Annotated in this window: 13 protein-coding genes; 1 reads left to right on the forward strand and 12 read right to left on the reverse strand. The window is 71.4% G+C overall.

What is annotated here, in order from left to right; genetic code table 11:
- Nucleotides 1-178: 178 nt before the first annotated feature.
- The 5 genes from IE97_RS0127430 to IE97_RS0127450 all read right to left on the reverse strand — a co-directional run bounded on the left by IE97_RS0127430 (nucleotide 179) and on the right by IE97_RS0127450 (nucleotide 5,564).
- Nucleotides 179-1,237, reverse strand: a complete 1,059-nt coding sequence (locus IE97_RS0127430; RefSeq protein WP_030246005.1) for a sugar phosphate isomerase/epimerase family protein — start codon at nucleotides 1,235-1,237, stop codon at nucleotides 179-181.
- Nucleotides 1,238-1,318: 81 nt separating this feature from the next.
- On the reverse strand, nucleotides 1,319-2,731 hold the full coding sequence (locus IE97_RS0127435) for a nucleotide pyrophosphatase/phosphodiesterase family protein (protein ID WP_030246008.1): 1,413 nt from the start codon (nucleotides 2,729-2,731) through the stop codon (nucleotides 1,319-1,321).
- A complete protein-coding gene (gene eboE, locus IE97_RS0127440) occupies nucleotides 2,728-3,897 on the reverse strand; it encodes a metabolite traffic protein EboE (RefSeq protein ID WP_030246011.1) in 1,170 nt (389 codons plus the stop codon). Before eboE ends, IE97_RS0127435 begins: the two co-directional genes overlap by 4 nt.
- A 3-nt stretch (nucleotides 3,898-3,900) precedes the next feature.
- Nucleotides 3,901-4,812, reverse strand: a complete 912-nt coding sequence (locus IE97_RS0127445; protein WP_030246013.1) for a TatD family hydrolase — start codon at nucleotides 4,810-4,812, stop codon at nucleotides 3,901-3,903.
- Nucleotides 4,812-5,564 carry an EboA domain-containing protein gene (locus IE97_RS0127450; protein WP_030246016.1) on the reverse strand — a complete coding sequence of 251 codons (753 nt, stop codon included), beginning with the start codon at nucleotides 5,562-5,564 and terminating at the stop codon, nucleotides 4,812-4,814. Before IE97_RS0127450 ends, IE97_RS0127445 begins: the two co-directional genes overlap by 1 nt.
- A gap of 182 nt (nucleotides 5,565-5,746) precedes the next feature.
- Between IE97_RS0127450 and IE97_RS0127455 the strand changes: the two genes are divergently transcribed.
- The gene (locus tag IE97_RS0127455) at nucleotides 5,747-6,955 is read left to right on the forward strand and encodes an RNA-guided endonuclease InsQ/TnpB family protein (RefSeq protein ID WP_030246018.1); all 1,209 of its coding nucleotides are present in this window, start codon (nucleotides 5,747-5,749) and stop codon (nucleotides 6,953-6,955) included.
- A gap of 14 nt (nucleotides 6,956-6,969) precedes the next feature.
- Here IE97_RS0127455 and IE97_RS0127460 read toward each other — a convergent pair whose 3' ends face one another.
- The 7 genes from IE97_RS0127460 to IE97_RS0127490 all read right to left on the reverse strand — a co-directional run bounded on the left by IE97_RS0127460 (nucleotide 6,970) and on the right by IE97_RS0127490 (nucleotide 17,533).
- Complete coding sequence (locus IE97_RS0127460) at nucleotides 6,970-7,929, reverse strand: sugar phosphate isomerase/epimerase family protein (protein WP_030246020.1); 960 nt, start codon at nucleotides 7,927-7,929, stop codon at nucleotides 6,970-6,972.
- Entirely contained in the window at nucleotides 7,926-8,996 is a 1,071-nt protein-coding gene (locus IE97_RS0127465; RefSeq protein WP_051705149.1) for an SCO3242 family prenyltransferase, read from the reverse strand. The genes IE97_RS0127460 and IE97_RS0127465 overlap by 4 nt, the downstream gene beginning before the upstream one ends.
- Nucleotides 8,993-10,138, reverse strand: coding sequence for an inositol-3-phosphate synthase (locus IE97_RS0127470; protein ID WP_030246026.1), 1,146 nt, complete (start codon nucleotides 10,136-10,138; stop codon nucleotides 8,993-8,995). Before IE97_RS0127470 ends, IE97_RS0127465 begins: the two co-directional genes overlap by 4 nt.
- Before the next feature lie 83 nt (nucleotides 10,139-10,221).
- A complete protein-coding gene (locus IE97_RS0127475) occupies nucleotides 10,222-13,944 on the reverse strand; it encodes a ThuA domain-containing protein (protein ID WP_030246030.1) in 3,723 nt (1,240 codons plus the stop codon).
- A gap of 262 nt (nucleotides 13,945-14,206) precedes the next feature.
- Complete coding sequence (locus IE97_RS0127480) at nucleotides 14,207-15,205, reverse strand: sugar phosphate isomerase/epimerase family protein (protein WP_030246033.1); 999 nt, start codon at nucleotides 15,203-15,205, stop codon at nucleotides 14,207-14,209.
- 14 nt (nucleotides 15,206-15,219) lie between these two features.
- Complete coding sequence (locus IE97_RS0127485; protein WP_051705150.1) at nucleotides 15,220-16,431, reverse strand: Gfo/Idh/MocA family protein; 1,212 nt, start codon at nucleotides 16,429-16,431, stop codon at nucleotides 15,220-15,222.
- A gap of 55 nt (nucleotides 16,432-16,486) precedes the next feature.
- Nucleotides 16,487-17,533 carry a substrate-binding domain-containing protein gene (locus IE97_RS0127490; RefSeq protein ID WP_030246038.1) on the reverse strand — a complete coding sequence of 349 codons (1,047 nt, stop codon included), beginning with the start codon at nucleotides 17,531-17,533 and terminating at the stop codon, nucleotides 16,487-16,489.
- Between the last annotated feature and the right edge of the window lie 6 nt (nucleotides 17,534-17,539).

A 17,539-nucleotide genomic window follows, 5' to 3' on the forward strand; every position in this document is an offset into this window, starting at 1 on the left:
GGCAGCAGCTGGCACTCCGGGAAGTTTCCGGCAGCCACTCCCCCACCGGTGTCCGTGTCACCCGAGGACGTTCCCGCAGCCACTCCCCCGCCGGTGTCCGTGTCACCCGGGGAAGTCCCCCGGCAGCCGCTCCGCCGCCGGTCCCGGTGTCACCCCGCGCACCTCGCTCGCACGGCCGTCAGCACTTCTCCCGCAGCGAGTGCAGGTGCGCGCTGGAGCGGCGGGCGAAGGTGAAGGACTCGGCCGGGTTGTCGTGCTCGGCCTGCCAATGGTGGGCCAGACGGTGGCCGCGCAGCCGGGTCACGGCCGAGATGAACCGCTGGTAGTCGATGTCGCCGTCGCCCACGTCGGTCATGCGGTAGCCGTACGGGTTCGACGGGTCGCTCTCGCCGTCCTTCACGTGGAACAGCGGATAGCGGTCGGGCCTGCGCAGGACGTAGTGGAGCGGTTCGAACGGCGCGGGCGTGCCGTCGGGCCGCTTGGAGAACCGGAACTGGCCCACGTACGCCCAGTAGATGTCCATCTCCAGGTAGACGAGGTCCGGGTCGGTCTCCTTGAGCAGGACGTCGTAGAGCCGGACCTTGGGGTTGTCGGTGGCGAAGGAGAACTCCTCGGAGTGGTTGTGCTGGTAGAACTTCATGCCCCGGGCCCTGGCGGCCGCGCCGTAGGTGTTGAAGTCCTCGGCGGCGCGCTTCCAGGCGTCCACGGTCGAGCCGTAGCGGAACGGGCCGGCGGCCGTGCCGATGTGCTTCAGACCGAGGGCCTGGGCATCGTCGAGGACCTTCTCGAGGTTCTGGGCGAAGGTGTAGGCCTTCGGGTCGTCGGAGTAGTAGCCGACGTGGCTGCCGATGGGGTTCAGGCCGTGGTTGCGGGCCAGCCGCTTGAGCTGGGCGAGCGTGATGGGGCCGGCCGAGCCCTGGGTGTAGCCGGCGAACTCGACCTCGTCGTAGCCGTACCGCTCCAGTTCGGCGAAGACGGGGCCGAAACCGAGGGTGGAGACCTTGTCGCGCAGGCTGTAGAGCTGGATGCCGAGGCGGCCGGGCGGCAGGACGGGGCGGCCGCGGCCCTTCGCCCCGGACGCGGTGCCGGTGGCGGCCGTCGCGTTGTCCGTGGCGGCGGTCGCGGGGGACGCGGCACCGAGCAGGGCCGCGGCTGTGGCGCCCGCGGCCACGCCCAGCATGCCTCGTCTGCTGAGGCGGTGGCTGAGCTCGGGGTCGGGCTGGGAGAAGCGGCTCATGTGTGGAACTCCTCGTGATCGCGGGGCGTTGTCAGTGGTGAGTGCTTCACTTGTGACCAGTCGGGACTGAGGGCTGAGGCGTCAGTCGAGACCGGCGAGTCGGAGCAGCAGTGACTTCACATCGGTGGCCGCGACGCGGTCGCCGACAGCGCGGGGGGTGGAGCAGATGAGGAGCGGACCGTCGTCGTCGCTCTCCGGAAGGCGGCCGTGGCTGCCGCGAATAGGTGACGGGTCGAGGGGCACGACCGCCATGCGGTAGCGCATGCCGAGTTTCTTGCGCGCCAGCGCGGTGGCCGCCTTGACCTTGACGTAGGGGTCGAGGGGATCCATGAAGAGCTCGACCGGGTCGTAGCCGGGTTTGCGGTGGATCTCGACGAGTCGCGCGAAGTCGGGCGCGTGTGCATCGTCGAGCCAGTAGTAGTACGTGAACCAGGCGTCCGGTTCCGCCACGGCGACGAGTTCGCCCGCACGCGGATGGTCGAGATGGTGGGTCTTCTTGCCCTCGTCGTCGAGGAGTTGCGCGATGCCGGGGAGGCCGTCGAGGGCGGCCCGGGTGGCGTCGAGGTCCTCGGGGCGGCGTACGTAGACGTGGGCGATCTGGTGGTCGGCGACCGCGAAGGCGCGGGACGCCATCGGGTCCAGGTACTCCATGCCGTCCTGCGTGTGCACCTCGAGCAGGCCCGCGCGGCGCAGGGCACGGTTGATGTCGACGGGCCGGTTCACGGGGGTGATGCCGTACTCGGACAGCGCGACGACGGTTCGGCCCTCGGCGCGGGCGTCGTCCAGCAGCGGGGCCATGGCGGCGTCGAGGTCGGTGGCCGCCTTCAGCGAGCGCGGGTCGTCGGGGCCGAAGCGCTGCAAGTCGTAGTCGAGGTGAGGGAGGTAGCAGAGCGCCAGGTCGGGGTGCCGGGTGCGGACGATGTGGCGGGTCGCGTCGATGATCCACCGGCTGGAGACGAGGTCCGCCCCGGGGCCCCAGAAATGGAAAAGGGGGAACGTGCCGAACTTCTCGGTGAGTTCGTCGTGAAGGGCGGCCGGCCGGGTGTAGCAGTCGGGCTCCTTGCGGCCGTCGGCGTAGTAGACCGGACGGGGGGTGACGGTGATGTCGGTGTCGGCGCCCATGGCGTACCACCAGCAGATGTTGGCGACGGTGTAGCCGGGGTGGGCGCGGCGGGCGGCGTCCCAGAGCTTGTCGCCGGCCACGAGTCCGTTGTGCTGGCGCCACAGCAGGACGTCGCCGAGTTCGCGGAAGTACCAGCCGTTGCCGACGATGCCGTGCTCCGAGGGCATGGTGCCGGTGAGGAACGTGGACTGGGCGGCGCAGGTGACGGCGGGCAGGACGGTGCCCAGCGGGGCGCGGGAGCCGGACCGGCCGAGTGCCTTGAGGTGGGGCATGTGGTCGAGGAGACGGGGGGTGAGACCGACGACGTCGAGGACGAGGAGCGGGGTGGGCCGGTCCGCGGGGGCCGGGGCCGGGTCCTCACGGGTGCTCATGGCAGCTCCTTCAGGCCGAGGTCCGTCAACAGGTCGCGGGCGAGGGTGAGTTCGGCGGCGATGCCGTCGGCGAGCTGGGAGCGGCCCTTGGGGCGCAGCTCGGGTGGGAGGGCCTGCCAGGTGTAGGTCTCGACCTCCAGGTGGTGGGTGAGCGGGGCCGGGCCGCCGACGAGCCGGGTCAGTGCGGTTTTGAGGACCGGGAGGGTGGAGGTGAGGGGTGCGGCGGGGGCCGCGTGCAGGGGGACGTGGAAATGGGCGCGCCAGGGTGCGCCGTCCGGCAGGGCGTGGCCCGCGAGGGCCTCGTCGAGGTCGTCGGTGGCGCGCAGGCCGGCGGCGGTGGAGGTACGGGTCTGGTGCAGGAAGCGGGGTTCGGCGAAGGCGGCGAGGGCCTGGCGGACCTCGGGCAGATGGGGGTGCTCGGCGTGCAGGGCGGCGGAGAGCTGGGACTTGACGACGGGGACGCGGGCCTCGGTGAGGGCGTCCAGGGCGGTGTGCGGGTCTTCGAAGGAGGTGGCGAGGTGGCAGGTGTCGACGCAGATGCCGATGCGGTCGTGGCCGATCGCGGTGAGGGGGGCGATGGCATCGCGAGTCGTCTCGACGACGCAGCCGGGTTCCGGTTCCAGGCCGACGCGGATGGAGCGGCCGGTCAGCTCCTCGAGGGCGTCGAGGCGTTCCGCGAGGGTGCGCAGAGCGGTGCGGGCGGTTTCGGCGCGATGGTCGTCGTACGCGGTGCGCCAGGCCAGGGGCAGGGTGGAGATGGTCCCGTCGGTGACGTCGTCGGGGAGGAGCCCGGCGAGGACACGGGCCAGGGCGGTGGTGTGGTCGAGGCGTTCCGGGTCGGCCCAGTCCGGTTTGTAGACGCGGTACTTGACTTCCTCGGCGCCGAAGCCCTCGTAGGGGAAGCCGTTGAGGGTGACGACCTCGAGGCCCCGCCGGTCGAGCTCGGTGCGCAGGCCGCGCAGGGCGGACGGGTCGGTGACGAGGGCGTGTGCGGCGTCCTTGGCGAGCCACAGCCCGATGCCGAGCCGGTCGCGGCCGAGCCGGCGGCGGACGGGTTCGCAGTGGTCGCGGAGCTGGGCGAGGACGCCGTCGAGGGTCTCGGCGGGGTGGACGTTGGTGCAGTAGGCGAGGTGGACGGTGGATCCGTCGGGGTGGCGGAAGCGCATGGCTCACGCCTCCGTGCCGGGCACGCGAGCCGGCGCGGCGGGTCCGGGGTCCGGCTCGTGCGGGTCCTTGGGGACGCCGCGCAGGACGGAGTTGCCCTCGTGGGTGGCCTCCGTGCCGGTGACGTCGAGGTTCAGGCGGCCGCTGAGTCCGTAGAAGGCGACGGGGTTGCGCCACAGCACCTGGTCGACGTCGTCCTCGCCGAAGCCCTCGGCCAGCATCAGGTCGCCTACCTTGCGGGTCTTGAGGGGGTCGCTCTTCCCCCAGTCGGCGGCGGAGTTCACCAGGACCTGCTCGGTGCCGTAGGCGCGCAGGATCGCGACCATCCGCTCCTCGTCCATCTTGGTGTCGGGATAGACGGAGAAGCCCAGCCAGCAGCCGCTGTCCTTGGCCTCCTTGACGGTGGTCTCGTTGAGGTGGTCGACCAGGACGCGCTCCGGGGGCAGCGCGGACTCACGGATGGCGTCGATGGTGCGGCGCAGACCGGCGAGCTTGTCGCGGTGCGGGGTGTGCACGAGGGCGGGCAGGCCGTGGTCGGCGGCGAGCTGGAGCTGGGTGGCGAGGGCGGTGTCCTCGGCCGGGGTCATGGCGTCGTAGCCCACCTCGCCGACCGCGACGACGTTGTCCTTGACGAGATACCGGGGCAGCTCGTCGAGGACGGGTGTGCAGCGCGGGTCGTTCGCCTCCTTGGGGTTGAGGGCGATGGTGCAGTGGTGGGCGATGCCGTACTGGGCGGCACGGAAGGGCTCCCAGCCGAGGAGGGAGTCGAAGTAGTCACGGAAGGAGGCGGGCGAGGTCCGGGGCTGGCCGAGCCAGAAGGAGGGTTCGACGACGGCGCGCACACCGGCGGCGTACATGGCCTCGTAGTCGTCGGTGGTCCGGGAGGTCATGTGGATGTGGGGGTCGAAGATGCGCATCAGGACTCCTTGCCGTGGGGGTCGTCCGGGCCGGCGGTGGGCGTCACGGGCTCGGTCAGGTCCAGGACGCGGTACAGGTCCTCGGGGACGGGGCGGCCGGCCGCGGAGCGCTCGGCGGCGTAGTCGCCCAGCATGCGGGCGAGTTCGCCGTCGCCGTGGGCGCGCCGGCCCAGGTCCGCCACGTGCTCGACGGGGACGCCGGTGAACAGGCACTTCAGCACGGCGTGACGCCAGGCGTGGGCGGTGAGGTGCCGGGCGGCGTACGGGCCGACGGCGGCGGTGAGGAGCCGGGTGTCGTTGGTGCGCAGGGCGTCCTCGACGAGGGGCAGGGCGTCGGGGCCGGGCACCAGGTGCGGCAGGGCGTGCAGGACGGCGCGGCGCTCGTCGGCGGTGCCCTGGAAGTAGACCCGGGTCAGGGCGTCGGTGCCGGCGCGGGCCGCGTCGAGGATGAGGACCCGTGCGGCGTCGGCGTGCGCGGCTCCGCAGCGGCGTCCGGCCTCGGCGAGACGCAGCTCCCAGGCGGAGATCGGCCCGTGGACGCCGGGGTGGGCGGCGGCCTCGTCGAGGGCGTGCTCCAGCCAGGCGCGGGCGGCGGGGTCGAGTTCGGTGGTGAGGCGACGGCGGAGTTCGGCGAGGGAGGGGGCGGTGGTGAGGGCGGTGCCGGGGATGGTCTGGCCGGTGTGGGTTCCGGTACTCGGGGCGTCCTGGGTGCTGTCGGTTCTCGCCGCGGGAGTGGCGCGGGGCTGGGTCATCGGGACTCCTCCGTGGATACCCCGGCCTTCGGGCCGGGGTGGGGGTACCTACCGCTTGCGGGGGAGAAACGGACTCCTGCGGAGCGGGGCAGGGCAAGCCTGTTCCCCGCCAGGGCGCACCGGTTTCCACCGCCGACCGGCCGACATCCGCTGCTCACACGGAAGCCGATACGGTGTGAGGTGTGACGCAGCAGGTCAAGCGGGCGTTCAAGTACCGCTTTTACCCCACGGACGAGCAGGCGGCGGAGCTGTCGCGCACGTTCGGCTGCGTCCGTCTCGTCTACAACAAGGCGCTGGAAGAGCGCACGCGGGCCTGGTACAGCGAGCAGCGCCGGGTCTCCTACGTACAGTCGTCCGCCGCGCTGACCGAGTGGAAGAAGACCGAGGAACTCGCCTTCCTGACGGAGGTCTCCTCCGTCCCGCTCCAGCAGGCGCTCCGTCATCTCCAGACGGCGTTCGGGAACTTCTTCGCCAAGCGCGCGAAGTACCCGCGCTATAAGTCGCGGAAGAAGTCCCGGGCGTCGGCCGAGTACACCCGCAGCGCCTTCACATGGCGCGAGGGACATCTGACCCTCGCGAAGATGGCCGAGCCCCTGGATATCCGCTGGTCGCGTCCGCTCCCGGAGGGCACCGAGCCGACCACGGCGACCGTGTCCCGCGACAGTGCGGGGCGCTGGTTCGTGTCCCTGCTGTGCGAGGACACCATCACCGCGGCCCCCGCCACCGACACGGCCGTCGGTCTGGATGCCGGCATCACCTCCCTGGTGACCCTGTCCACCGGGGAGAAGATCGCCAACCCGAAACACGAGCGGCGCGACCGCGCCCGCCTGGCCCGCGCGCAGCGTGAGCTGTCCCGCAAGGCGAAGGGCTCCAACAACGCGGAGAAAGCCCGGCGTCGGGTCGCCAAAGTCCACGCGCGGATCGCCGACCGGCGCCGCGACTTCCTGCACAAGCTCACTACTCGTCTCGTCCGTGAGAACCAAACGGTCGTGATCGAGGACCTCACCGTCCGCAACCTGCTGAAGAACGGCCGTCTCGCGCGTGCCATCTCCGATGCGGCCTGGACGGAACTCCGCTCCATGCTGGAGTACAAGTGCGCCTGGTACGGGCGTGAACTCGTGGTGATCGACCGCTGGTTTCCCAGTTCGAAGCTGTGCGGGGCCTGCGGCACGGTCGCGGCGAAGATGCCGCTGAACGTCCGCGAGTGGACGTGCGAATGCGGCACCCGGCACGACCGTGACGTGAACGCGGCACGCAACATCCTGGCCGCCGGTCTGGCGGCGACTGCCTGTGGAGACGGTGTAAGACCTCAACGGGAGTCCTCCCGGACGGGGCGGTCGTCGGTGAAGCAGGAAACCCAGCGGGCGACCGCTGGAACCCCCCGCCTTTAAGCGGGGGGAGGAAGTCAACTGCTGCTCCCTTCAGGGGCGGAGAGAGCGCCGTGGGGTGGCGCGGTCTGCTGGAGGGCCGGAGCGGGGGACGGCGACGTGGCGGCCGCGGCCTGCTCGGCGTGGCGGAGGAACGGGAGGGAGTGCTCGGCGTGGTGGGGGCCCGCGTGGGAGTGGCGGGGCAGTTCGACGACGGTCAGGCCCTGGTAGCCGGTGGCGGCGAGGGCCGCCAGCACGGGCGGGAAGTCGATCTCCCCCTCCCCGAACGGGAGGTGTTCGTGGACACCGCGCCGCATGTCCTCGATCTGGACGTGCCGCAGCCATGGGGCGGCGTCGCGCACGCAGTCGGCGGGAGAGCGGGGTTCGAGGCACTGGCAGTGGCCGATGTCGAGGGTGAGGCCGAGCGGCTCGGGGTCGCCGAGGGCGCGGCGGAGGTGGTGGAAGTCGGCCAGGGTGGCGAGGAGATGGCCCGGTTCGGGTTCGACGGCGAGCGGGATGCCGGCGGAGGCGGCGGCGTCCAGGACGGGGGTGAGGGACTCTGCTAGGCGCTTCCACGCGGTGTCGGTGTCGGTGTCCTCCGGGACGATCCCGCTGAAGCAGTGGACCGCGTGGGCGCCGAGGTCGGCGGCGATGCGGACGGCCCGGACCAGGAGGTCGACGCGGCGGGCCCGGTCGTGGGCATCCGGGTTCAGCAGGGAGGGTCCGTGCTTGCGGCGCGGGTCGAGCACATAGCGGGCGCCCGTCTCCACGGTGACGCCCAGGCCGAGCTCGTCCAGCCGGTGCGCGACCCGGCGGGTGCGGGCGGCGAGGCCGGGGGCGAGCGGGTCGAGGTGCATGTGGTCGAGGGTCAGCCCGACACCGTCGTAGCCGAGGTCGGCGAGGAGGGACAGCGCGTCGTCGAGGCGGAGGTCGGCGAGGCCGTTGGTGCCGTAGCCGAAGCGGAGGGGGGTGCCGGGGACACGGTCCTGTGTGCTCACGTCACGCTCACCGTCCTCGCGTACCGCGCTCCGAGTGGGGCCAGGGCCGCGATGAGGAGGGCCGTGGCCGTGCTGCCGGAGCGGGCGGTCAGGGTGGCCTGGAGGGGGATGGTGGCGCGGATACCGGCGCCCACGGCTCGTTGGGTGAGAGGAGGTGAGGGGTTGAGGACGGCGTGGAAGTAGGGGCGTGCGGTGGTCGCGGTGTAGGCGGCTGCGAGGGCGGTGGTGAGGTGTGCCGTGGGCTGGGCGTTCGGTGCGGGGCGTGGAGACCGGGCGGCCAGCGGGCTTCGCAGGACGTGGGCGGCTGCGTCCGGTTGTTCCGCCGGGAGTTCGCCACGGCTTCTCGTCACGCGGCGCGTCAGCAGGGCGGTCGTCGCGAGGGCCGCCAGAGGGGCCAGGGGTGAGCCGCCCCGGGCCTCCTGGCGGGAGACCGTCGTGACGGCCAGGGTGTGGGTGCCGAGGAGGGCGGCGGAGGGCAGGGCCCGGCGGGTGCGGCCGGTGGTGGCCGCGGCTCCCAGGAGCAGGTCGAGGCCGCGGGCCGCACCCATGGCCAGGGGACCGGCGGGTGTGTGCTTCAGGCGGAGGTCGTACGCCCAGACGGTCGCCGCGAGTGGGGCGGCGACGGCCAGCGCGGGACGGCCGGCGCCGGCGGCCAGGGCCAGTCCGGCTCCGGTGAGGGCACAGGCCGCCGTGAGTGCGGCGGCGGGGCGGATGCGGCCGGAGGGCAGGGGGCGTTGCGGGCGTTCGACGGCGTCGACGTCGCGGTCCGCCCAGTCGTTGAGGGCCATGCCGGCCTCGTAGAGGCAGAGGGAGGAGCCGATGGCGAGCAGGGTGCGGGCGGTGGGGGCCGCGCCCGTCGCGGCTGTGCCGGCCAGGGCGTCGCCGGGGACGCTGAACAGGGCGGGCAGGCGCAGGAGTTCGGCCCAGGCACGGCCCCGGGGTGAGCGGCCGGCTTGTCCGCGGGGCGGTGGTGTGCCGTCGGCGGGTGCGGGGCCACCCGCCCTGCCCCCGGCAGTCGTTCCCTCCGCGGTATGCGCGCGTCGGCCGGGGCTCTTGTGCGCCCTCACCGCGCTTCCCCTGTCCCCTCAGTGTGCCCCAGGCTCCGCCCGAACCGGACCAGTTCCTCGTACTGCTCTGCGAGACCGGACGGCCCGCTCCCGACCGGGTCCTTGAAGTAGAAGCCGAGGGCACCGAGCGGACCGGACAGCCCCGCCTCGTGCGCACGGGCGGTCAGCCGGGCCAGGTCCAGCACCAAGGGAGCCGCGAGGGCGGAGTCGCAGCCCTGCCAGATGGTCTGGAGGATCATGTGGGTGCCGAGGAAACCGTCGAAGGCGATGTGGTCCCATGCGGTCTTCCAGTCGCCGAGGGCCGGGACGTCGTCGATGTGCACCTCGCCCTCGGGGACGGTGCCGAGGGTGTCGGCGAGGACGCGTTCCTTTCCGGCGTTCTTCGCCGCGGCGGCGGCCGGGTCGGCCAGGGCGGCTCCGTCGCCGCCGCCGAGCAGGTTGGTGCCGGACCAGGCGCGGACCCTCAGCGCCCGCTGCGCGAACATCGGGCCCAGCACGGCCCGCAGCAGCGTCTGGCCCGTCTTGCCGTCCCGCCCGGCGTACGGCAGGCCGCTCCGCTCGGCCTCGCGGGCGGCGACGGGGTGGTGCAGGCCCTCGGACGGGGTGAAGTTGACGTAGGGGCAGCCCGCTCGCAGGGCCGCCAGCGCGTACCGGGTGCTGGCGGGGAGCGGGGCGTCGGGCCCGTGGGAGGCGGGTTCGGTGGAGGCGACGTTCACCACGACGGCCCGCTCCAGCTCGTGCCGGTGCACGAAGTCGCGTATGTCGTCGGCGAAGGTTGTGATCAGTTCGGTCTCGCTCCTGGTGTCCCCCGGAGTGGGGGCACCGGGCCTGATCTCCCGGTCGGCGGCGGCGAGTTCGGCGGCGACGGCGGTGGCGACGCCCGGTGGGAGGACGCCGCCGGCGGTCAGGGACTCGGCGCGTTTGGGCAAAGGGCAGTCGAGGGTGTCGTGGCCGCCGAAGACGAGGTCGGACAGCGCGGGCAGGCCGCTGTCGGTGAACGCGGGGGTCTCGGTCACCATGCCGGTGGGCGGGTGCAGTCCGGCGCTGACGGCGGCGCACCCCGTGACGACGGTGGTGGCGACGGAGCCTCGGGCTCCGATCAGCCACACCCCCACACGCGGTCGGGAGAGGGACGCGGACATGGGCAGCCTCCTGGTCGTGCGCGAACCCGGGGTGAGGGGAAGGGACGGCGGGCGGGGGTCCGGCGTCCCCCGCCCGCCGCCGTTCAGTCGCCCTTGACGGGCAGTTCCTTCAACTGGATGTTGCGGAAGGAGACCTGGTCGTCGGCGCCATGGTTCTGAAGGCCGATGTAACCGTCGGTCAGGCTCCGCTGGGGGTCCTTGTTGGTGAAGTCGTTGATCTTGACTCCGTTGAGGAACACCTGGAGGCGTTCGCCCTGGACCTTGATCTCGTAGGAGTTCCACTGGCCGGGCGGCCGCAGAACCTGGTCACGTGCCTTGATGTTCGCCGACTTGAACGAGTAGACGGAGCCGGTGGTGCGGTCGGCCGCGTCCGTGGCGTCGATCTGGATCTCGTAGCCCTTGTTCACCGCGGACCAGGGGTCGTCGGAGGCCGGGAAACCCACGAAGATCCCGGAGTTGTCGTCGCCCCGCATCTTCCAGTCGAGCTTCAGCGAGTACGACTTCAGCTCCTTGGCCTGGTACCAGAGCAGACCCATGCCGCCCTCGGACTCCATCACGCCGTCCTTGACGACGAACTTGCCGGGCCCGGCCTGCTTCCAGCCGTCCAGGGTCTGGCCGTTGAAGATCTTCCGGTAGTCCTTGCCCGGCTTGCAGTCCGCCTTCACCTGACCGGTGGCGTACTGCAGGCCGCCGAGCAGGTGGGCGCGGAAGGCCTCCTCGGCGTAGGACTCCTTGGTGTGTCCGCCGCCGGTGTAGAAGGAGCGTCCGCCGCCGTAGCTCTGGCACCAGGCGATCGGGTGGTCGCCCTTCATGTTCCCGCCCTGGTAGGTGGTCTCGTCCAGGGTGGCGAGGACCTTGGCCTGCTCACGCGGGTTGGTGCGGTAGTTGTACCACTCGTCGGTGCGCTCCCAGGCGTCGCCCAGGTGCGCGGTGGACGGGTGGTCGTGGTCCTCGACTCGGACGGTGGCCTTCTGGATGGCCGGGTGCGAGTCGAAGTAGGCGCCGACGAGGCCGCCGTAGAACTCCCAGTCGTACTCGGTGTCGGCGGCGGCGTGGATGCCCAGGTAGCCGCCGCCGTTCTTCACGTAGTTCTCGAACGCCTGCTGCTGCTCGGCGTTGAGGACGTCACCGGTGGTGGACAGGAAGGCCACCGCGTCGTACTTGGCGAGGTTGGCCGTGGTGAACTGCCTGGCCTCCTCGGTGGCGTCGACCGTGATGCCGGCCGGGCCGCCGATCTCCTTCAGCGCGGCGATGCCGGCCGGGATGGAGTCGTGGCGGAATCCGGCGGTCTTGGAGAAGACCAGGACCTTCTTGCCGCCCTTGAACGGCTCCTTGGAGAACTCGAAGTCGTCCACGTCGAACAGCGCGCCCTCGCCGCCCTTGAAGACCAGGTAGATCTCCGTGGTGCGCTTGGGCAGGGCCCGCAGCGGCACGTCGACGTTCTGGAAGGTCTCCCAGCCGCCGGTCGGCGGGATGTACGCGGAGCCGTGCAGCGGCCCGTCGGGCGAGCCGGTACGCAGCTCGATGAAGCCGCCCGCGCCGCCGGAGGAGGCCCGCACGGTCATCTTCCTCTGCCCGTCGAACCGGTAGGGGGTGAAGGAGATCCAGTCGCCGTCGTTGATGTCGCCGACGGTCTTGCCGCCGTTGGCGCCGGTCTTGTCGATGACCGACACGCCCGACTGGGTGGAGAAGTGCTCGCCCTGGCGGTGCAGCGGCTGGAGCACGGCGCGGGCGGTGCCGGTCAGCGCCTCCTGGCCGTTCGCCCCGCCGTCGGTGTAACTGGCGCCGACGACGCCGTAGATGTTGGCGTTGGGGTCGTGCCCGCCGTCACCGGGGGGCGGCTTCAGGGTGCCCTCGCAGCCCATCTCGCTGGTCAGCTCGTGGGCGTGGGAGTCGTGGCCGAGGCTGTAGACGACCTTGACCTTGGAGCAGTCGACCGTCTCCTCGGGGTCGGTGACGGTCACCTTGAACGGGACGGGCTTGCCGAACTCGGCCATGCTTCCGTTGCCCGGGACGTCGATCCTCACCTTGGGTTCGGTGTTGCCGACGACGATCCGGATGCTGGCGTTGCCGGTGTTGCCCTCGGGGTCCCTGGCGGTGAAGGTGGCGCTGTAGGTGCCTGCCTTCTTGTACTTGTGGGTGGGGTTGAGGCCCTCGCCCTTGGTACCGTCGCCGAAGTCCCAGCTGTAGGTGAGGTTCGTGGAGTCGGCGTCCTTGGCGGAGCCGGTGAACTTGACCTTCAGGCCTGCCGCGCCGGACGTCTTGTCGGCGCTCACCTCGGCGACCGGCGAGAAGCCGTCCTCGGCGCTCTCGATCCGGTACAGCGCGGAGTTCTCGTCGCCCTGGAACCAGGAGACGCCGTAGTCGAGGACGTAGAGCGCCCCGTCGGGGCCGAACTCCATGTCCATGATCTGGGTGCCGGTCCAAGGGAAGTCGTTGATCTTCGCGACCGAGCCGTCCCCGTTCTGCTCGATCCGCTTGATCCACCGGCGGCCGAACTCACCGGCGAAGAAGTCACCGTCGTACGCCTCGGGGAACTTCACGCTGGAGTCGAGATCGGGGTCGTAGCGGTAGACCGGGCCGGCCATCGGGGACTCCGAGCCGTCGCCGAACTCGGGCACGGAGCCGCCGTCGTACGGGATCCAGGCGGCCTGCGCGGGCGGCAGGTCGACGAGGCCCGTGTTGTGCGGCGAGGTGTTCTTCGGGGCGGCGCAGTCGAACTTCTCGCCGGACTCCTTGGTGGCGAAGTCGTAGTCGACGTAGGCGTCGTTGTTCCCGGTGCAGAAGGGCCAGCCGAAGTTGGCCGCCTTGGTCACCTTGGCGAACTCGACCTGCCCCGCCGGTCCGCGCTTCGGGTCGGCGGCGCCGGCGTCGGGGCCGTAGTCACCGACGTACACGATGCCGGTCTTGTCGTCGACGCTCATCCGGAACGGGTTGCGCAGGCCCATCGCGTAGATCTCGGGGCGGGTCTTCTCGGTGCCCGGGGCGAAGAGGTTGCCCTCCGGGATCGTGTACGAGCCGTCCTCGGCGACCTTGATGCGGAGGATCTTGCCGCGCAGGTCGTTGGTGTTGGCGGAGCTGCGGCGGGCGTCGAAGGCGGGGTTGCGGCCCTCGCGGTCGTCGATCGGCGTGTAGCCGTCTGAGGCGAAGGGGTTGGTGTCGTCGCCGGTCGACAGGTAGAGGTTGCCGTCCGCGTCGAAGTCGATGTCGCCGCCGACGTGGCAGCAGGTGCCGCGGGAGGCCGCGACGTCGATGACCTTCTTCTCGCTGGCCGTGTTCAGCGTGCCGTTGGCGTTGAGGACGAAGCGGGAGAGGCGGTTGACGCCGTCGAACTTCTTGAAGTCCTCGGCGGTCCCGGTCTCCGGTGCGTCGCCCGCGGGGGTGTCGAGCGGCGGGGCGTAGTAGAGGTAGATCGCCCGGTTGTTCTTGAAGTCCGGGTCGACGCCGACGCCCTGGAGGCCTTCCTCGTCATGGGTGTAGACGGGGATCTTGCCGGCGATCTTGGTGACGCCGCCCTGGTCGGTGAGGCGCAGCGTGCCGTCGCGCGAGGTGTGCAGGACGCTGCGGTCGGGGAGCACGGCGAGCGACATCGGCTCGCCCGTCTCGGGTTCGCCCTTGGCGAGTGGCACCTGCTGGAACTGGCCTTCCGCGGCGGCCGGTTCGTCGTGCTCCGGGTGGCCGGGGTGGGCGCCGGCCACGGTGGCCGGGGTGCCCACGGCCAGGAGCAGGCCGGTGAACAGGGCGAGGCTGGTGCGGAGTGCGGGGCGCCTCGGGGCGCGGGGGCTTCCTGGTCTGGTTCTGTGCACGAAGTCCCTCCGGGAACGGGGTGTGCCGTACGGGTGGGTGCGAAAACGTGCGGTGCGGGCGCCGGGGTGCGCCGTCACCCCGGAGGTGCGTGTATCCTGAACGCTTCAAGGACGGTAACCGCGTCCGTCCGGGACGAACACCCCTTGCGCCAGGGCCGGTTCACCTTTCTCCCAGCACAGGACAAAGCGGGATCGGTGCAGGCCGGAGGGGGGACCGGCGGTGGTGCCGGTCCCCGTCCCCGACCTGCGCCGGGGGTGTGGCTCAGCTGTTGAACGCCGCGTCGAAGGACGCGCTGGGCGGTTCGAAGTCGAAGGCCTTCAGCCGGGTCAGCGCCTCGGGGGCACCTTGGAGCCGGTCCATGCCGGCGTCCTCCCACTCGACGGAGACCGGGCCCTGGTAGTCGATGGAGCGCAGCATCCGGAAGACGTCCTCCCAGGGGACGTCGCCGTGTCCCGCGGAGACGAAGTCCCAGCCGCGCCGCGGGTCGCCCCAGGGCAGGTGGGAGCCGAGCCGGCCGTTGCGTCCGTCGAGGCGCTTGCGGGCCTCCTTGCAGTCGACGTGGTAGATGCGGTCGCGGAAGTCCCACAGGAAGCCGACCGGGTCGAGGTCCTGCCACACGAAGTGGGAAGGGTCGAAGTTCAGCCCGAAGGCCGGGCGCCGGCCGACCGCTTCGAGGGCCTTCTGGGTCGTCCAGTAGTCGTAGGCGATCTCGCTGGGGTGGACCTCGTGCGCGAACCGCACGCCTTCGGTGTCGAAGACGTCGAGGATGGGGTTCCAGCGGTCGGCGAAGTCCTGGTAGCCGCGTTCGATCATGGCGTCGGGGGCGGGCGGGAACATGGCGACCAGGTGCCAGATGGCGGACCCGGTGAAGCCGATGACCGTGTCGACGCCGAAGGCGGCGGCGGCGCGGGCGGTGTCCTTCATGCGGTCCGCGGCCCGCCGCCGGACTCCTTCCGGGTCTCCGTCGCCCCACACCGCGTCCGGCAGGATCGCCTGGTGGCGTTCGTCGATGATGGCGTCGCAGACGGCCTGGCCGACCAGGTGGTTGGAGATGGCCCAGCACTTGAGGCCGTACTTGTCGAGGAGCTGGTGCCTCGACTCCACGTACGAGGGATCGCTCAGCGCCTTGTCGACTTCGAAGTGGTCGCCCCAGCAGGCGAGTTCCAGGCCGTCGTAGCCGAAGTCGCGGGCCAGGCGGCAGACCTCCTCCAGGGGCAGGTCCGCCCACTGGCCGGTGAAGAGCGTGAAGGTGCGCGGCATCGAGACGGTCCTCCTCAGAACGAGATCGGCGTGTAGACGGAGTTCTTCCCGGCGCTCTCCTCGACCGCGGCGAGGACGCGCTGCACCTGCAGCCCGTCGGCGAAGGACGGTTCGGGGCTGCGGCCCTCGGCGATGGCGTGGACGAGGTCGCGGGCCTGGTGGACGAAGGTGTGCTCGTAGCCGAGGCCGTGGCCCGGCGGCCACCAGGCGTCCAGGTAGGGGTGGTCGGGTTCGGTGACGAGGATCCGGCGGAAGCCGGCCTCCGCGCCGGGCTGGGTGCCGTCGTGGAAGGACAGCTCGTTGAGCCGCTCCAGATCGAAGGCGAGCGAACCGCGCTCGCCGTTGAGTTCGATGCGCAGGGCGTTCTTGCGGCCGGTGGCGTAGCGGGTGGCCTCGAAGGAGGCGAGGGCACCGGAGGGGAAGCGGGCCGTGAAGAGGGCCGCGTCGTCCACGGTGACCTCGCCGGTGCCGGCCGACGGGGCGGCGGACAGCCCGCTGGTGGCGCCGGTCGGCAGGGGCCGTTCCCGTACGAAGGTCTCCGTCAGCGCCGAGACGCCCGCCAGCCGCTCCCCCGTCAGGTACTGCGCGAGGTCGATGATGTGCGCGCCCAGGTCGCCGAGCGAGCCCGAGCCTGCCTGGTCCTTGCGCAGCCGCCACGTCAGCGGGAACTCCGGGTCGATCAGCCAGTCCTGGAGGTACGTCACGCGCACGTGCCTCAGCCTGCCGAGACGGCCCTCGGCCACCATCCGCCGGGCCTGGGCGGTGGCCGGCACCCGGCGGTAGTTGAAGCCCACCATCGCCACCTGCCCGCGTGCACGCGCCTCCTCGGCCGCCCGCGCCATCGAGGTGGCCTCCTCGACGGTGTTGGCGAGGGGCTTCTCGCACAGCACGTGCTTGCCGGCGGCCAGGGCTGCCAGCGCGATCTCGGCGTGGGTGTCGCCGGGGGTGCAGATGTCGACGAGATCGATGTCGTCCCGTTCGACGAGGGCCCGCCAGTCGGTCTCGACGGACGCCCAGCCGTGCCGGTCGGCCGCCGCCTGCGCGGCGGACCGGTCCCGCCCGCAGATCACGGCCTGCACGGGGTTCAGCGGCAGGTCGAAGACGCGGCCCGCGGTGCGCCAGCCCTGGGAGTGGGCGGCGCCCATGAAGGCGTAGCCCACCATTCCCACGCGCAGGGGTGGCTTGCCTGCCTCGGTCCCTTCTGGCTGCGCTTGCGGCTGTCCCATACGGGTGTCCTCCTCGTCCTGGTCGGGGTGGCGCACGTGGGGGGTGCGGGCGGAATCACTTGAAGCCGGTGGGCATGTACTGGTCGACGTTGGTCTTGTCGACGACGGCCGAGTAGAGCGTGATCGACGCGGGGATCTCGAACTCGGCCATGCCGCCGATGCCCTTGCCCTGGCCGAGGGCGCGGGCGAGGTCGATAGCGGAGGCGGCCATGGTCGGCGGGTAGAGCACCGTCGCCTTGAGCACCCCGTTGTCCTGCTCGATGGCCTGGAAGGCGGAGAGCGCGCCGGCGCCGCCGACCATGAGGAAGTCGTCCCGTCCGGCCTGCTCGATGGCGCGCAGCGCGCCGACGCCCTGGTCGTCGTCGTGGTTCCACAGCGCGTCGAACTTCGACTGGGCCTGGAGCAGTTGGGCCATCTTGGCCTGCCCGGACTCGACGGTGAACTCGGCGGCCTGGCGGGCGACCTTCTTGATGTTGGGGTAGTTCTTCAGGGCGTCGTCGAAACCCTTGGTGCGCTGCTTGGTCAGCTCGAGGTTGTCCAGGCCGGCCAGTTCGATGACGCGGGCGTCGGACTTGCCCTTCAGCTTCTCGCCGATGTAGTGGCCGGCGTTGAGGCCCATGCCGTAGTTGTCGCCGCCGATCCAGCAGCGGTAGGCCTGCGGGGTGTTGAAGATCCGGTCGAGGTTGACGACCGGGATGCCGGCGCGCATCGCCTTCAGGCCGACCTGGGTGAGGGCCTTGCCGTCGGCGGGCAGCACGACCAGGACGTCGACCTTCTTGTTGATGAGGGTCTCGATCTGGCCGATCTGCTGGGCGGTGTCGTTGGAGCCCTCGGTGATCTCCAGGGTGACGTCGGAGTACTTCTCGGCGCGGCTCTTGGCGTTGTCGTTGATGGCGTTGAGCCAGCCGTGGTCGGCCTGCGGGCCGGCGAAGCCGATGGTGACCCGCTTGCCGGGCTTGTCGTCGGCGGCCGGCTGGTTGTTGCCGGCCGGTTCGTCCTTGGAGTCGGACGGCTCGTTGCTCGTGCACCCCGTGAGGAGGGCACCGGCGGAGACGGCGGCGGCTCCGAAGAGCAGCCCTCTGCGGCTCGTGATCTCTGTCATGGCGGG

It is taken from the genome of Streptomyces sp. NRRL S-455 (assembly GCF_000717875.1).
Lineage (GTDB): Bacteria > Actinomycetota > Actinomycetes > Streptomycetales > Streptomycetaceae > Streptomyces.

Coding starts and splice junctions, on each gene's coding strand:
- IE97_RS0127435 (WP_030246008.1), bottom strand. CDS start 2,731: ATGAGCACCCGTGAGGACCCGGCCCCGGCCCCCGCGGACCGGCCCACC.
- IE97_RS0127430 (WP_030246005.1), bottom strand. CDS start 1,237: ATGAGCCGCTTCTCCCAGCCCGACCCCGAGCTCAGCCACCGCCTCAGC.
- IE97_RS0127480 (WP_030246033.1), bottom strand. CDS start 15,205: ATGCCGCGCACCTTCACGCTCTTCACCGGCCAGTGGGCGGACCTGCCC.
- IE97_RS0127485 (WP_051705150.1), bottom strand. CDS start 16,431: ATGGGACAGCCGCAAGCGCAGCCAGAAGGGACCGAGGCAGGCAAGCCA.
- IE97_RS0127445 (WP_030246013.1), bottom strand. CDS start 4,812: ATGCGCATCTTCGACCCCCACATCCACATGACCTCCCGGACCACCGAC.
- IE97_RS0127450 (WP_030246016.1), bottom strand. CDS start 5,564: ATGACCCAGCCCCGCGCCACTCCCGCGGCGAGAACCGACAGCACCCAG.
- IE97_RS0127470 (WP_030246026.1), bottom strand. CDS start 10,138: ATGTCCGCGTCCCTCTCCCGACCGCGTGTGGGGGTGTGGCTGATCGGA.
- IE97_RS0127490 (WP_030246038.1), bottom strand. CDS start 17,533: ATGACAGAGATCACGAGCCGCAGAGGGCTGCTCTTCGGAGCCGCCGCC.
- eboE (WP_030246011.1), bottom strand. CDS start 3,897: ATGCGCTTCCGCCACCCCGACGGATCCACCGTCCACCTCGCCTACTGC.